This is a genomic window from Pontibacter sp. 13R65, from assembly GCF_047525655.1.
In the GTDB taxonomy this organism is placed as follows: Bacteria; Bacteroidota; Bacteroidia; order Cytophagales; family Hymenobacteraceae; genus Pontibacter.
In genome coordinates, this window is sequence record NZ_JBLIQL010000003.1 from 264,529 (window position 1) to 280,587 (window position 16,059).

Sequence of the window (16,059 nt, forward strand, 5' to 3'; positions counted from 1 at the left end):
AAAAAAACTATGGCAAACCATTCTCATACTTCAGCGCCTACCGAGGCCATTAGGCTGAAGATTAATGGCGCGGACCAGCAACTTCAGGTGGAGACCTGGACCTCCTTGCTCGACCTCCTGCGCGAACAGTTGCAGCTAACGGGCACTAAAAAAGGCTGCGATCATGGGCAGTGCGGCGCCTGCACCATTTTACTCGATGGCAAACGCATAAATAGCTGCCTCACATTGGCCGTAATGCACGATGGCTCCGAAATTACAACCATAGAAGGACTTGCTGCTAATGGCGAGTTGCATCCGGTGCAACAGGCTTTTATTGAACAGGATGCCTTTCAGTGCGGCTATTGTACTCCCGGCCAGATCTGCTCTACCATTGGGTTGCTAAACGAAGGAAAAGCCAAAACACTGGATGATATCCGCGACCTGATGAGTGGCAACATCTGCCGCTGCGGCGCTTACAACAACATTGTAAAAGTAGTGCAGGAAGCACTGGAAAGGAGCCAGAGCGCATGAGAAGCTTTACCTATGCCCGTGCAGCAGACCCGGCCTCTGCCGTAGAACAAATGGCTCTTAATAAAGATGCCAAAATTATTGCCGGCGGCACCAACCTGCTCGACCTGATGAAGATCGACGTGATGCACCCACAGCACCTGATCGATATTACCCGCACCAGCCTAAACAAAGTTGAGACCACAGCAGCCGGTGGCCTTTGGCTAGGCGCCTTGGTAACAAATGCTGATACAGCTTACCACCACGAAGTAGAAACGCGATACCCGCTCCTATCGCACGCGATACTGGCTGGTGCCACTGCCCAACTGCGCAACAAGGCAACAGATGGTGGCAACCTGCTGCAGCGTACCCGCTGCTACTACTTTTACGACAAAGCCACGCCCTGCAACAAGCGCGAACCGGGTTCTGGCTGCTCTGCCATAGCCGGCTTTAATCGCATTCATGCTATTTTAGGCACCAGCGAGCACTGCATAGCCACCCATCCTTCCGACATGGCCGTGGCCTTATCCGCACTGGATGCTACCGTGCACGTTACAGGCCCAAGCGGAGAGAGAGCCATTGCCCTCACCGACTTTCACCGGTTACCAGGCGACACGCCGCACCTCGACACCAACCTGAATGAGGAAGAACTTATAACAGCCATTGAACTGCCTGCCAAAGGCTTTGCCACCAACTATACCTACCTCAAGGTACGCGACAGGGCCTCTTATGCCTTTGCCCTAGTATCGGTAGCTGTGGGGCTGGAGCAGGAGGCGGGAACAATAAAAGAGGCACGAATAGCCTTAGGCGGTGTAGCCCACAAGCCCTGGCGCGACAAAGAAGCAGAAGCCCTGCTCACTAACCAGCCTGCCACTACAGAGAACTTCCGGAAGGTGGCCGAAAAAATAGTGGCAGACGCAAAAGGCTACGGGCATAATACCTTTAAAATTGAATTGGCGAAACGCTCCATCGTGCGTGCCCTGCAACAAGCTTTAGAAATGGAGGCAACATCATGAACAAGGACATAACAGGTAAATCAGCTAACCGCGTAGATGGCAAAGCAAAAGTAACAGGCCAGGCCACATATGCCGCCGAATTTGCTATACCGGCCTTATTACACGGTTTTGTTGTTTCCAGTGAAATAGCAAAAGGTAAAATAGAAAGCATAGATGTAGCCGAGGCACTGCAAGTGGAGGGTGTGGTACAGGTATTTACCCATGAAAACAGACCTCAAACTGCCTGGTTCGACAAAAGCTACCAGGATGAAGATTCGCCTCCGGGTTCTCCCTTTAGACCGCTCCACAACAACGAGGTTCTGTTTAGTCAGCAGCCCATTGCCCTGGTGGTAGCCGAAACCTTTGAACAGGCACGATATGCTGCTATTCTTGTAAAAGTTAAATACCAAGAAGCTCCGCATACCACTGATCTGCAAGCTAACCGCGACCAGGCTTATGTACCGCCCAAGTACAAATCGCAGCCACCACCCGAAAAACGAGGCGATGTGGAGACAGCTTTTGCCAATGCTGCTGTAAAAGTGGAGCAGGAGTATTTTCATACGGCAGAGCACCACAACCCCATAGAAATGCATGCCTCCATTGCTGCCTGGGAAGAAGATGGCACCCTCACGGTGTACGATAAAACGCAGAGTGTGAAAAACAGCCAAAAATACATCTCCCAGATTTTTGGTTTATCAGAAAAAGAAGCCCGGGTTATTTCACCTTACGTAGGTGGTGCCTTTGGCTCCGGATTGCGGCCACAGTATCAGCTCTTTCTGGCCGTAATGGCGGCGCTGGAGCTGAAACGATCGGTTAAGCTGGTGCTTACCAGGCAACAGATGTTCTCCTTCGGGCACCGCCCTGCCACCATTCAGCGGCTGCAGCTCGGAGCAAGCACCGATGGAAACCTGGAGGCGGCACGGCACGAGGCGTATGCAGAAACATCGAAGTTCGAAGATTATTCAGAAAATGTCGTAGTCTGGCAAAATGTACTATACCAGTGTGATAACGTAGCTTTTAGCCACCAGCTAATTGGGCTGGATGTATACACGCCGCTCGACATGCGGGCACCTGGAGGTGTTACAGGTTTGTATGCCCTGGAAATAGCCATGGACGAACTTGCCATAGCTGCTAACCTCGATCCGGTTTCGCTGCGCCTGAAAAACTACACAGAAAAAGATCAGAACAAAGACCTGCCCTTCTCCAGCAAAGAGCTAAAAGCCTGCTACCAACAAGCGGCCGAGAGGTTTGGCTGGGACAAAAGAAGCCCTGCCCCTCGTTCAATGCGAGACGGCCATAACCTCGTAGGCTGGGGCATGGCCACCGGTGCCTGGGAAGCCAAGCAACAGGAGTCTGCCGCCAAAGCCTTACTTACCCTCGATGGAAAGCTCACCGTCAGCAGCGCCACGGCCGACATTGGCACCGGCACTTACACCGTTATGTCGCAACTGGCCGCCGAAGCTTTAGGACTACCCCTTGAAGATGTAACCTTTAAGCTTGGCGACTCTTCGCTACCAGAAGCACCACTGGAAGGAGGCTCCTGGACGGTGGCATCTGTAGGCTCGGCAGTTAAGTTAGTATGTGAAGCAGTAGGCGAAAAACTGCTGAAATTCTCGCGCAAGCTCCCAGGTTCACCTTTTGCAACCGCCAGCCTCGAGGAGGTGCTCTTTGAGGAAGGGCAAATTAAATTAAAAAGTGATCCTGCACAGGCTATGGCTATAGTAGATATAATGCGCCAGCGGGAGCTGCATTTTATTGAAGAGGAAGTGAGTTCCAAACCAGCACCTGGCCAGAAAAAGTATGCTCCTTATACTCATTCGGCTGTATTTGTAGAAGTTAAAGTAGACGAAGACTTAGGAACTATTAAAGTAACCCGGGTGGTGAGTGCCATAGCAGGTGGTCGCGTTATTAACCCCAAAACTGCTCGTAGCCAGATTCTGGGTGGAGTGGTTTGGGGTATCGGCATGGCCTTACACGAGGAGTCTTTTATGGATAATAACTTCGGCCGTTTTATTAACCACAACCTGGCAGAGTATCATGTACCTGTAAATGCCGACATACACGATATTGATGTCATTTTTGTAGAGGAACACGATGAGCACGTAAACCCCATCGGCGCAAAAGGACTCGGTGAAATTGGTGTAGTAGGTGTGGCAGCCGCCATTTCTAATGCCGTTTTCCATGCCACTGGCAAGCGCATCCGAAACCTGCCTATTACCTTAGACAAACTGCTTTAAAATAAAAACTCCCGAGGCCGATGGCCGTGCTTCGGGAGTTTTTATTTTAAAGGAACCTTCAATTTACTACAAATCAGTATTTATTCGAGTCCGGTTTCTAGATAATACCTTCCCACGTTGTCATCCTGAAAGGATCTTGTGGGCGAGATGCAACAGCTAAAATTGTGGTCTTTTAAGTTTAAGTTCACATAGTTGCTTTCACTGCTGTGAATTCGGAATGAAGCTGTTTCATTGCTGGCTTTCTTGTTCTTTTTGTCTTGATACAAAAAGAACAAGAAAAATCAAGATGCTCCAAATGGAGGGCCCCTACCCCACTCGCTGAACGCTCGAACAGTGGAGCCCCAAATCGTGCACCTGGCAACGGCGTCCACCTTATAGCTTGTTGCCGAAATATCTTTAATAGGCTAGATAGCTTCTGCACAACCCAAATTTTTCTAATGAAAATAGCCTTCCAGAGGTAGTTTTACACCAAGTGCATCAAGGGTATCAGATACAGTCTGAGATTTTAAATACCAGAGCCTTTTTACTTTACTGCCTGGCGAAGTTCAAATTGTAGAACAAAGACACTTGGAGGGTATGGTTATGCTCAAACATGCGGCCATTAGGTTTTTGAATAATTTGATTCAGATAACCAAGTTCCAGACTTGCGGCATCGTTCAGTTTATAACCTAAGGCAGCATAAGCACGGTTTTGGTCGAATATGTTTACCTGCACATTTTCCCCATAGTTCACAAAGATTTCATCATAAGCAGCCAGAAAAAATTCTTTGGCATCAACAGTAGGGCCAGACAGCGGCAGTACGGCTTTCAGGAAATAACGTGTTCTGTTAAAATAAGTGTAATCTTCGTCGCCGGGGCGCTTTAACCAGCGTTGCTCCTGGCGGTACCGATGTGTAAATACCAATCGGGCCAGATTATTCCTGAATTGCAATTGCTGATAGATCCGCTGCTCTGGAAAAATGGCTCCCACCGGGTCTCCACCATAAGGGTAGGTCTCAATAAAGCCATACCCTAATGTAACCATGGCACTGCTCGTGAGAGCGTAATTAATGCCTGTACGGATGAGCAACTGCTGCGGATCAGAAATAATGTTGTGTCTCCGGAACTGCACTTCGGTATGCAGCCCCCATTTGTCGTTAAGGCGATGGTCGCCAAAATACATATACCAGCCGTTGTCGTTATGTACCTTTTCGCGTTGGTTTTGCGCCGAAGCGCTGTGCGAAAGCAACATTCCCGGCAACCATACCAGCAACCACAAGATCAAGAAAAATAGTTTATTCGATTTCATGGCCGCAAAATGGCCTAATATCTTCTAATCTACAAACTGATGTTAGCTGAATTTTGTATGATGACAGACACTGGAGCACCTGCGAAAATGGTTTCTAGTTAAAGTGCCTGGAGAGTAGTTCTTCCAACACCTTGGCTGTAAGGGGCTTATTTAGAAAATCGCGCACACCGGCACTTCTCACAAGCTCTTCGTCTTTAGGGTTAAGAGAGGTTGTTAATACGGCAATCACCACAGATTCTTTTTCAGGTAATTCAAGCTCCTTATATAACTGCAGAAAACCGAAGCCGTCCATAACCGGCATGTTAATATCCAGCAGAATAAGTCTGGGAATAGGAGCCCTCATAACTGCAACCTCATTGCCGCGCTGTTTTATCAGTTCAATAGCTTCTTTGCCGTTGCGGGCTATAAGCAACTCTTCCGCAATACCTGCACGTTTGATAACCATTGTATTAATGAAGTTGGTAGCTTCATCATCATCAACCAATAACACGCAGTTGAGTTTATTCATTTTCTCTCAGGTTAAAAGTCATCAACTCTAATTTAAAGAAGATGGGCATTTTACAGCTTCAGGGTCCTTAAAAATTAACTGGTTGGTTTGCCATGAGCAAATATCCCGCTTGCCTTATTCCAAACATAGCGCGACGAAAATACAAAACCGTGCTTAATGTTTAAAGAAAACTTTAAAAGTAGTTCCTTCTCCAAGAGTACTCTCCACTTCAATTTTTCCTCCTGCATTTTCTACAATGCGCTTCACAATATAAAGACCTATGCCGGAGCCCTCCACATGGTCGTGCAGGCGCTTAAACATCGAGAACATCTTTTCTTTTTCTTTCGGGTTTATACCCAAGCCATTATCAGTAACAGTCAGAACAGTATAAGGAGGCGCAACTTCTACAGAGATGCAAATATGCAACCGGCGGCTGGCAGAGCGGTACTTGAGGGCATTGCTCAGGAGGTTATACACAACGCTCCTCATATTTTTTGCAGAAAACCAGATAGCATCATCCTGCGCAATATCCAACTCAATTCGGGCACCAGACTCAATGATAAGCGATTCAAAATCTAACTGCACCTCCGATAAAACCTCCCGCAGATCTATTAACCGAACGTCTTCTCCGGCTTCGCGTTGAATTTTGGCTACTTCTGTTAAGTCAGAAACGGCACGCTTAAATCGCTCTACAGAATTATCAATAAGTTTGATAAGCCTTTGCACCACCTCCGTTGCCATTGTTTCTTCGGGCAAATACTCTACCAGCACCTTCATAAGGCCTTCTATATTGGAGATTGGTGCTTTAAGGTCGTGTGAGGCAGAATACACAAAGTTATCAAGGTCGGCATTTATAGCCAGAAGCTGCTTGTTCTTTAGCTCGATTTCACGCCTGATTTCTACCTGCTCGTTTATGTCTATGGCTACGGCTATTACACCTGTTATGGCTCCGTTGGAATTACGCTTTGGGTGATAAACGAAGTTAAGATAAACCTCTTCGAGTCGACCATTTCGCTCCAGTAACACGGGCAACTCATTGGCTACAAAAGGCACGCCGGTCTCCATTACCCCGTTCAGAAGCTGGATAATACCCTGGCTCTCCACTTCCGGCAAGGCATCGAGCACAGATTTGTTAAGCACCTCTTCGGGCTTACGTCCCCAAATGGCACATACCTGTGGGTTAGCTAAATCAATTATAAAGTCTTTGCCCCGCAAGATGGTAATACCTACCGGAGCTTGCTGAAAAATTTCCTGCAGGTAAGCTTGCTGTCGCTCGTTTTCTTCGCGGGTCTGAACGGTAGCAATGGTAGTGGCAATTTGGTTGGCGAGCAGTTCCTGAAAACGTTTGTAATCGGCATCGTACTCCAACGAAGCACTTATACCTGAAATAAAGAAACCCAATACCTGTGCCTGTCCTGGCAAAAAGATAGGCAGTACCGCTTGCCTCAGCACGTTTGGTATAACGTCTACTTCAGGATCACCAGTTTTCTGCAAGTCCACAACTGTTACCTGCCTGGTAAGCAGCACGTCCTGTAAGGGCCAGATAGTGTCTGGTTGCCGTAAGTCTAAGGTTGCAGGAGCGTTACAATGCCCGACTGTACCGGCTTGCCCCATCAGATGTGCCGTTACGCCATCTTCGTTTAGCAGGTAAATCAGGCTAAATGGAATATCCTCTGCATTCTCGTTCAGAAAATCGCAAGATGCCTGGCACGCTTCCGCCAGACTCTGGTTCAGAGAGGAAGTTTCGGCAATGTCTTTCAGGGTTTTCAGGCGCCTTTGCCCCAGAATGGTGCTGGTTAATTCGTGACAGGCACAGAAAATGCCTGCCACCTCACCGTTGTCAGAAAAGGCAGGGCTGTAAGAAAAGGTCCAGTAAGTTTCTTCAGAGAAGCCTTTGCGGTCCAGCATCAGTTGCAGGGCATCTGCTTTATAAGGCTCTCCTCCTTTCAGAATATTTAGCACAACTCCCTGTAGCTGCTCCCATATTTCTGCCCATACCACGCGTGCCGGTTCACCCAGCGCTTTAGGGTGTTTCTTCCCCAATGCCGGCAGGTAGGCATCATTATGAAAAGCAAACAGCTCCTCAGACCACCAGATAAACATCGGGAAGCCAGAGTTCAGGAGCAGTCGGATACTTGTCTTTAGGCTATGAGGCCAATTGGCAGGTGGCCCTAGCGGATGATCCTCCCAGGGGTAATTGCGCATCATTGCCCCCATTTCACCTCCACCCCGGAAAAAATCCAAGGCGTTGCTATCCGTCTCATTTCTGTTAACCTGAGGCATGTATAGAGGTAATGTTCATTAAAAGTTCTAACAGGCATTTCCGGTCGGAAATGTGCTTGTAGAATTAATTTCTAACGGGCATTGTGGACATTATGTTCGCCCATTTGAGAGGTAGTAGCTATAATTTATATCCAAACAAGAACTTTTACTATATAAGCGCCTGATAATCTACTTTATACAATCAAAAGCTTGAAGACACCTAATCAACCCGACACTAATTATTCTAATAGAATGGCTCTTCCAGAGGTATTTTATTAGACATAAGACACAGGGCTTAATGTAAAAGATTGTAAACCTCGAAGAGTGAAGCATGGTCTTTTATCCACTGAATTCAGGTTTTAAATTTTACTCATCTTCAAATATTTCAATTCAAAAGTAGCCCATCAGCCTACTGGCACACTAAATGAATTATTCTAATGAAAATTCCCTTCCCGAGCTTAATTAAACTATTCTTCGCTTAGGTCTCTTTGCCATTTTTACTGCCGCTTTCTGTATGTAACTCAGCCATGCTAGTGCTACGTACTTCTGCTTTCCCAATCTAATTTCTGACTGAAGCCACCACGCAGACTATCTCACATAATCATAAAGAGCGCGGTACACCTCCGCTAGTCTTTGGGGCGGGAAATGCGCATTGAGGCCACTAGGGTTTGGCAAAACCCAAACCTGAGTAGTTCCGATCATCAGATCCTGCAGGCCAACACCACTCCCCTTCTGCCCGAAGGCAGCCTGATAAACCGAAATGCCAAGCAGCGCCAGTATCTGTGGCTGGTAGGTTTTGACTTTGGCTATGAGCTGTTGCCCTCCCTCCCGCAGTTCCTCCCGGCTCAAGTCGGCCGCCGCTACCGTGGCTCTTGCCGCAACGTTTGTAATTCCGTAGCCTAATGGAGTTAACTGCTGTTGCTCTCCTGGCAGAAACAGCCTCGGCGTAAAACCAGCCGCAAACAAAGTAGGCCAAAACCGATTGCCTGGTCTTGCAAAGTTATGCCCCACCACGGCGGTATACACGCTGGGGTTAATGCCGCAGAATAATACCTTCAGGTTCGGAGCGATAACATCGGGCACGGTACGACCTACGGCTGCTGCCAGTTCTTCTTTGGTGGGTTTATGTGGCATTCAAATAGAGGAAGTTGTTTTACAGGTATACGTACCAAACAGACTATTGCCTTCTTAAACCATTCTTCCGCTAATGCTCCTCCATCACCATACGCGAAGCCCAGGGCCAGCCTTCAGCTTCGGGGCGGGGCTTTACCCAGTTTTTGGCACCCCAGGTATAAGGCACAGCCGCCAAGTCCACACTTCCATCTACAAGCGGATGACTGGGGTAGCCGTTTAAGCTGAGGCTGGAGTAGGCATACACCTCAGGGGATTGCATGCCTTTTTTCTGATACTCCTGTTGCAGGAACTGCGCAAACTGCCAGATCATGTCCGGGTGCTTTACCAGTTCCCTAATCTGGTCATTTGTCAGGTACGTACCTGTATATACTAATTCTTCCTGCTGCGTAGCCTTATCGCGCACTTTATAATAGATAGAACCGCTCTTGGTGCGCAACATCATTCGCCACGAAAACCGGTGACCTTCTTCAGTCCAGTTCACATCGCCTGGAATAAAAAAGTGCCGCAACGGAAACACCGCCTGCCAACTCAGGTAAAGCACAAAAAAGGCGATGCCCCATTGCCGCTGCCAACCAGGTTGCCGCAGTGGCACCTGTTGCAAAGTCTCCTGCGATACCTTTTTCCGGAAAAACCAGCGGGCAATCTGGTCCGGACGAAAGAATAGCACATTGGCCGCAATCATAAAATAAGGGAACACCCCCACATGAAACACAGCCGAATTAAAAATATGAAAAACAAAAGCTACCCAGAAAGCCAGCATGCGGGTGCGTGACCAAAGCAGGGCAAACCCAATCGTAAAATCAAATAAAATGCCGCCACAGGCAATCAGCCAGATCATGGCCGGTGTGTTGAGGTAAGGCCCTATAACATAAAAGTGTGTTTTATAAGACATCCAGATGCTAACGGGCTTTGCCAGCAGCCAGTCGGGCTGTAGCTTCGCCACACCGGCATAAAAATACACCAGGAACAATTGCAGCCGAAAGAGCCAGAGTGTCCACTGGGGTGCTACCTCGCTCTCCAGCTCCGGTTGCCGCCGCACGTCCATGGAGAGCTTGCGGTGAGCAGGCAACAACACCATCAGCCCACTAATCAGGAAAATGAGGTAGTGGTGGTTTAGGTAATGGGTTTTTTCGCAGAAAAAGCTGTAGCCAAAGAGCAAAAAAAACAGGAAGCTGCTCAGTTTATAGCGCCAGCCCACCATAATCAGCAACCCCAGCAAGGCCATGAGCAAATAAACGAATACCATTCCGTTACCAGGCAGCGGCCGAATCCACTCCAGGCCAATGTAACCAAAGTGATAGTGTGGCTCCACATAGTGCTCCTGCACCCACCCTATCAGCACTGCTCCCACGCCTTCGCAAAACATCAGCAACCCAAACAGAATCCGGAAATACACTAAAGGATAAATAGAAACTGGCTTTAGTAATAGTTGTTGCATATTGGTAATGTGTTAGCTAACATGGGTACGCCGATCGCTTTTCATAAGATGCAAGAGAACTCAACTGTGGCATGAAGCTTTCAAATTTAGTTACCTACCACAGTGCCCGAAACCCGAAAAAAGCGCTACAAATAAATATAGGGGGTTTATAATACTTCGGCAAAGAATTTGTATGTTTAATAGGAAACGCCTACTTCCTTTTAAAACTATGAACACCTCCTTTTTGCCTGCCAATAGCCGATATTTCAGCAGCTCCTACTTCCTTTTGCTACTTCTTGTGCTGCTCATAGCCAGCTGCAGCAAAAAAAGCAACGAACTTGGCCTGGAGCGAAAAAATTTCGATCAGGAAATCTCACAGGAACAGAACCTCGTTTTCACCTTCGATAAGGCCTTGGTAACCGAGAAGCAGCTGCAGAAATGGGATACACTGCCTTATATTAAGTTTACCCCTGCTATCAAAGGCCGGTTTAAATGGACGGCAGTAAACGAACTGGTGTTTTCGCCGCTGCACCCCTTTGCTCCCAGCACCGATTTTCAGGCCGACTTAACCCAGCAATTACTAGCGCACACAGAGGAGAAATACAAAATACCGGAAGGGCAGTCGATCCGGTTTCATACACCATACCTCAACCTGGCCGAGGCGCGGGCTTATTGGGCGCAGGCCGAGGAACTGGGGCAACTAGAGGCACGGGTAAATCTGACCTTCAACTACCAGATTAACCCAGCCGAGCTTAGCAAACGGATTCATTTTTTTGCGGGAGCTACCGAACTTCCGGTAGAGGTGCTGGCCAGTAACCAAACCGAAGAAATTGGTATCCGGATTAAAGGCACAGAACACCTGAAGGAAGAGGCCAATCCGGTTCGCCTGCGCATAGACCCCGGCCTCACAACCTCCGGCACCAGTTACCAGACCCGCAAACAGATTGAACAGAACGTACAGATACCCAGCCGGCAGACCCTGCAGATTGCAGAAATTACAACGGCCGTAGAAAACAACCAGGAAATTGTGTTTGTCACTACCACACTTCCCGTTAGTGGCGAAAAACTGAAAGACTATGTATCGGTGCAGCCAAAAGTAAACTTTGTAGTGGAGCCGCAGGAAGGAGGTTTTGTGCTGCGTGGCAACATTCCGCAAGGCAATAACTATACGCTAAAGGTATCGAAATACCTTAAGGCAGTAGGTGGTATTATGCTGGGGCAGGATTACAGCCAAGTCTTTTCCTTTGCCTCGCTGCGGCCGGGTGTGGCGTTTGAGAACAAAAAAAGCATTTACCTGGGCAGCAACGGCTCCCGCAACATCGCTCTAAACTTGGTGCAGGTGCCACGGGTAAAGGTGAGCATTGCCAAAGTTTTTGAAAACAACATCCTGCGCTACCTGCAGGATGGCAAAATGTGGGATGGCCACTACGACCAGGAGTCAGAAGAGTATTTCGATAACGCCAATTATGTGGTGGACGAAACCAATGGTAAAATCATTTTTGAGCGGGAATACGACACTAAAAGTTTGCGCCGGCAAGGCAACGCTTACTTGCTGAACCTCGACCTCAACGACCTCGACTTCGACAGTGAGTTTAAAGGACTTTATGTGCTATCGGTAAAAAGCACCGAAAAGAACTGGCTTAGCGACTCAAAAGTGATCTCTGTTTCTGACATTGGCCTGATGGTGAAGCAGGGAAAAGATGAGGTGCTGGTGTTTGCCAACTCTATACGCGAAGCCACTACTATGGCTGGGGTAGAGATACGCTTTATCAGCACCAATAACCAGGTAGTACACAAAGCCACCACCGATTCCGATGGAGTTGCCCGTTTCCCCGACATGGGCAAAATGGCACCCGGCTTCAAACTTGGCCTCATCACGGCCCGATCCGGCCACGACTTCACTTACCTTCCTTACCGGGAAACGCTGGTAAACACTTCCCGCTTTGAGGTAGGTGGTAAGCGCTTAGCAGAGCTAAACTACGATGCTTTTATTTACGGAGACCGTGAACTCTACCGGCCAGGCGATATAATGCATGTGAACACGGTGGTACGCACGCCCGACTGGGAAACCGTATCCGGCCTGCCTCTGAAATGGAAGCTGCTGCTGCCCAATGGCAAGGAGTTTAAAAGCGTAAAAGCTAAGCTAAACACTCAGGGAGCAGCCGAAACCAGTTTTACCCTGCCCACAGCGGCTGTAACCGGTACTTACACCCTGGAGGTTTACTCTGGCAACGATGTGTTGCTGAATTCTAAGAAAATGGGGGTAGAAGAGTTTATGCCCGATCGCCTGAAAGTAACGACCAGCCTGAACAAACCTGCTTATATGGCAGGAGAAAAGGTGGAAGCGCAGTTGGTGGCACAGAACTTTTTTGGTCCTCCCGCTGCCGGTCGCAATTATGAACTGCAGCTAAGCCTGAAGAAAAAGCGATTCGAAGCCGAACGGTACCCCGACTACAACTTCGATGTGGTGACAGCCGGTTCAGTAGACATCCAAACAAGTGTGCGGCAGGGGCAGACAAATGAAAGCGGTGAAGGCCGCGAAGTGTTTGAGCTCTCCGATTATGAAGATATTGGCGTGCTGGATGGCTCCCTTTTCACCACCGTTTTTGATGAAACCGGACGACCGGTAAACCGGCTCTCCAAATTTGTGGTAAACACCCAGAGCACCTTCTACGGCATCCGTGAGTTTGTGCGTTACGTGAGCACCAAACAGCCACTCCGTATGCAGCTGCTGGCACTGGATGCCACAGGCAAACCGCAACCATCGGCCACCGCCCAGGTGCAACTGGTGCGTTATACATATGAGTCGGTAATAGAACGAGGAGGAGGCGCTTACAACTATAAATCGCAACGCCGCGAAAATATTATCCAGACCAAAACCATACAGGTTCCTGCCGCTGGTGCCGTGTACAGCTTTACTCCTCTCCGCTCCGGTTCCTACGAGGTGCGCGTTACGCGGCCAGGTGCCCAGAACTACGTAGCGCAGGAGTTCTATGCCTACGGCTACGGCGACACCGAAAGTACCTCCTTTGAAGTAAACAACGAAGGCGAAGTTGACATTGCCCTGGATAAAGAATCGTACGAAGTAGGTGAAGAAGCCAAAGTGCTGCTGAAGTCGCCTTTTGCAGGAAAAATATTGGTAACGGTAGAGCAAAATAAGGTTCTGAGTCACTTTTATGTGCAAACAGATAAGAAGGCTGCCTCCGTAACTATTCCTATTAAGGATGAGCACCTGCCCACTATCTACATTACAGCCACTGCCCTTCGTGCCGTAAAAGACAATAGCCTACCCCTCACTATCGCCCGCGGATTTAAGCCGGTAGCGGTTACAAAGCAAAGCACAAAGCTGGCTGTTGCCATTGCAGCTCCCGAGGTTTCACGCTCGCAACGGGTACAGCAGGTAAAAGTTAAAACGGCTCCTAATGCAGAGGTAACTGTAGCCGTTGTAGACGAAGGTATTCTGCAGCTGAAAGACTCAAAAACACCTGACCCCCACAGCTTTTTTTACCAAAAGAGGGCGCTGGAGGTACAGGCCTACGATCTCTACCCATTCCTGTTCCCGGAGCTGGGCAACGGCAAGTCGAGCTTTGGCGGCGATGGTTTTGACCTGGCAAAGCGCGTGAACCCGCTCACCACCAAGCGAGTGAAACTGGTATCGGTATGGAGCGGAATTCTGAAAGCAGATGGAAGCGGAGAAGCTACAGTGAACGTGAATATTCCGGAGTTTTCGGGAGCACTGCGCATAATGGCCGTGGCGTATAAAAACAATGCCTTTGGCTCCGCAGAAAAAACCATGCGGGTATCCGACCCCGTGGTCATCAGTACGGCATTGCCCCGTTTTCTGAGCCCAAGAGATACCGTGCTGGTGCCGGTAACCCTTACTAACACTACAGGCAAAGGTGCCAGTGCCAGCAGTACTATTTCGGTAACTGGGCCTCTGCGATTAGTCGGTGAAGATACAAAACCAGTATCTGTAAACGCTCATGCAGAGGCGCAAGTGCTTTTCAAGCTGGTGGCCAGCTCTGCAATCGGGGCAGCCTCAGTTACCGTAAAAGTAAAGGCGCTGGGCGAGCAGTTCAGTAGCAAAACGGATCTTAGTGTTCGACCAGCCGCCCCGCTACAGCAGATCACAGGTGCTGGTTCGCTTAAAGATGGAGCCGTGGCGCAAATTAACCCAAAGCACGATTTCATTCCGGCCTCCGTTTCGTCGAGGCTTTTAGTCAGTAACTCTCCATTGGCGCAGTTTACCGACGACATTACCTATCTGTTGCAATACCCGCACGGTTGCCTGGAGCAGACTACCTCCACAGCTTTCCCGCTGCTGTACTTCGCTGACCTGGCCCGCTCCTTAAACCAGGATAAAAAAAGCCGCAGCTATAACCCGAATTACCTCATACAAGAGGCGATCGCTAAAATAGAAAGCATGCAGCAGTACGATGGCGGCTTTAGCTACTGGCCCGGCTCCGCCCACGGCTCCGACTGGTTTACGAGCGCTTATGCCACGCACTTTTTGCTGGAGGCGCGCAAAGCGGGACAGCCTGTAAATAAGGAGATGCAGGACAAAGCACTGGCTTACCTGCAAAAGCTGGTGAAAGGCAAAGCACAGGAAGAGTACTGTTATTACGATGCACAACAGAACCTGCAAACCAAATACATTGCCCCGCGCGAAATTGCCTATTCCCTGTACGTCCTTAGCCTGGCTGGTAAACCCGACTGGGCGACCATGAACTACTTTAAAGCGAAACCTGATCTGCTCTCGCTGGACTCCCGCTACCTGCTGGCCAGCACTTTCGCCGTAAATGGTCGCCGGGAGAATTTTACGCAGACCCTTCCCCGCTCCTTTGCCGGCGAAACGGCTGTCCGCACCCTTAGCGGCAGTTTCAGCTCGCCGCTCCGCAACATGGCCATGGCGCTAAATGCACTGTTAGAGGCAGACCCAGACCACCAGCAAGTGGCAACACTGGCACGGCACGTATCGCAGGAGCTGGCAACGACCAAGTGGTACAACACCCAGGAAAGAGCCTTTGCCTTGCTGGCCTTAGGTAAGCTCTCGCGCCGCAGCGGTGGCAACCCTACAGCACAAATTGTACAGAACGGCAAGAGCATTGGCAACTACAGTGGCAAAGATTTGCTGTTCACGGATAAGCTTACAGCCGGAGAGACTTCTATTCGCAGCAGCGGCAGCGGAACCTTATATTATTTCTGGGAAACTGAAGGCATTAGCCAGAGCGGCCGCTACAAAGAAGAAGACAATTACCTGCAGGTGCGCAAAACCTTCTTCGACCGCAACGGCCGTCAGATCACCAACAATACCTTCGCCCAGAACGACCTGGTGATTGTGCACCTCACACTGCAGTCGCTGGACAGCCGCAACATACCCAATGTGGCTATGACTGATTTGCTACCGGCAGGCTTTGAGATAGAAAACCCGCGGCTGATGGGCGAGCGGGAGTTTAAGTGGCTGCAACAACAGGAGCCCGCTACCCCCGACCACCTCGACATCCGCGACGACCGCATCAACATCTACGCCACCGCCCGCGCCAAGCCGCAACACTTCTTTTACCAGGTGCGCGCGGTTAATAAAGGTAATTTCCAGATGGGACCTGTAGGTGCTGACGCTATGTACAATGCCGAGTACCATAGCTATAGCGGGGCTGGAACTGTGAGGGTGAGGTAGGTTTAAGGTTGGGTTTTTATTGTTGTTGGGAGTTTTCTGCAGGACGACTCCCAACAGCAAGATCAGGTAACTATTTG

The 16,059-nt window shown here is 49.3% G+C and carries 9 protein-coding genes; 4 read left to right on the forward strand and 5 right to left on the reverse strand.

Features of this window, described 5'->3' with window-relative positions; translation table 11 throughout:
- Positions 1–9 precede the first annotated feature (9 nt).
- Genes ACMA1I_RS05545 through ACMA1I_RS05555 form a run of 3 tightly spaced genes read left to right on the forward strand, consistent with a single transcriptional unit; the run spans position 10 to position 3,718 of the window.
- Positions 10–510: a (2Fe-2S)-binding protein gene (locus ACMA1I_RS05545; RefSeq protein ID WP_337067298.1), complete on the forward strand. Its 501-nt coding sequence runs from the start codon at positions 10–12 to the stop codon at positions 508–510.
- Complete coding sequence (locus ACMA1I_RS05550) at positions 507–1,502, forward strand: xanthine dehydrogenase family protein subunit M (protein WP_337067299.1); 996 nt, start codon at positions 507–509, stop codon at positions 1,500–1,502. Before ACMA1I_RS05545 ends, ACMA1I_RS05550 begins: the two co-directional genes overlap by 4 nt.
- Positions 1,499–3,718: a xanthine dehydrogenase family protein molybdopterin-binding subunit gene (locus tag ACMA1I_RS05555; protein WP_337067300.1), complete on the forward strand. Its 2,220-nt coding sequence runs from the start codon at positions 1,499–1,501 to the stop codon at positions 3,716–3,718. The genes ACMA1I_RS05550 and ACMA1I_RS05555 overlap by 4 nt, the downstream gene beginning before the upstream one ends.
- Positions 3,719–4,246: 528 nt before the next feature.
- On the opposite strand, the gene ACMA1I_RS05560 is transcribed toward ACMA1I_RS05555, so the two are convergent.
- From ACMA1I_RS05560 to ACMA1I_RS05580, 5 genes are all read right to left on the reverse strand, one after another.
- Positions 4,247–5,005 carry a DUF2490 domain-containing protein gene (locus ACMA1I_RS05560; protein WP_337067301.1) on the reverse strand — a complete coding sequence of 253 codons (759 nt, stop codon included), beginning with the start codon at positions 5,003–5,005 and terminating at the stop codon, positions 4,247–4,249.
- A 94-nt stretch (positions 5,006–5,099) separates the two neighbouring features.
- Positions 5,100–5,513 carry a response regulator gene (locus ACMA1I_RS05565; protein ID WP_337067302.1) on the reverse strand — a complete coding sequence of 138 codons (414 nt, stop codon included), beginning with the start codon at positions 5,511–5,513 and terminating at the stop codon, positions 5,100–5,102.
- A 153-nt stretch (positions 5,514–5,666) separates the two neighbouring features.
- Complete coding sequence (locus tag ACMA1I_RS05570) at positions 5,667–7,775, reverse strand: sensor histidine kinase (RefSeq protein ID WP_337067303.1); 2,109 nt, start codon at positions 7,773–7,775, stop codon at positions 5,667–5,669.
- Between the two features lie 567 nt (positions 7,776–8,342).
- On the reverse strand, positions 8,343–8,888 hold the full coding sequence (gene mug, locus ACMA1I_RS05575; protein ID WP_337067304.1) for a G/U mismatch-specific DNA glycosylase: 546 nt from the start codon (positions 8,886–8,888) through the stop codon (positions 8,343–8,345).
- Positions 8,889–8,958: 70 nt separating this feature from the next.
- Entirely contained in the window at positions 8,959–10,326 is a 1,368-nt protein-coding gene (locus tag ACMA1I_RS05580) for an HTTM domain-containing protein (RefSeq protein WP_337067305.1), read from the reverse strand.
- Positions 10,327–10,534: 208 nt separating this feature from the next.
- Here ACMA1I_RS05580 and ACMA1I_RS05585 point away from each other — a divergent pair, with 208 nt between their 5' ends.
- Positions 10,535–15,982: an alpha-2-macroglobulin gene (locus ACMA1I_RS05585; RefSeq protein WP_337067306.1), complete on the forward strand. Its 5,448-nt coding sequence runs from the start codon at positions 10,535–10,537 to the stop codon at positions 15,980–15,982.
- Positions 15,983–16,059 lie beyond the last annotated feature (77 nt).

Coding starts and splice junctions, on each gene's coding strand:
- ACMA1I_RS05585 (WP_337067306.1), top strand. CDS start 10,535: ATGAACACCTCCTTTTTGCCTGCCAATAGCCGATATTTCAGCAGCTCC.
- ACMA1I_RS05545 (WP_337067298.1), top strand. CDS start 10: ATGGCAAACCATTCTCATACTTCAGCGCCTACCGAGGCCATTAGGCTG.
- ACMA1I_RS05565 (WP_337067302.1), bottom strand. CDS start 5,513: ATGAATAAACTCAACTGCGTGTTATTGGTTGATGATGATGAAGCTACC.
- mug (WP_337067304.1), bottom strand. CDS start 8,888: ATGCCACATAAACCCACCAAAGAAGAACTGGCAGCAGCCGTAGGTCGT.
- ACMA1I_RS05560 (WP_337067301.1), bottom strand. CDS start 5,005: ATGAAATCGAATAAACTATTTTTCTTGATCTTGTGGTTGCTGGTATGG.
- ACMA1I_RS05550 (WP_337067299.1), top strand. CDS start 507: ATGAGAAGCTTTACCTATGCCCGTGCAGCAGACCCGGCCTCTGCCGTA.
- ACMA1I_RS05570 (WP_337067303.1), bottom strand. CDS start 7,775: ATGCCTCAGGTTAACAGAAATGAGACGGATAGCAACGCCTTGGATTTT.
- ACMA1I_RS05580 (WP_337067305.1), bottom strand. CDS start 10,326: ATGCAACAACTATTACTAAAGCCAGTTTCTATTTATCCTTTAGTGTAT.
- ACMA1I_RS05555 (WP_337067300.1), top strand. CDS start 1,499: ATGAACAAGGACATAACAGGTAAATCAGCTAACCGCGTAGATGGCAAA.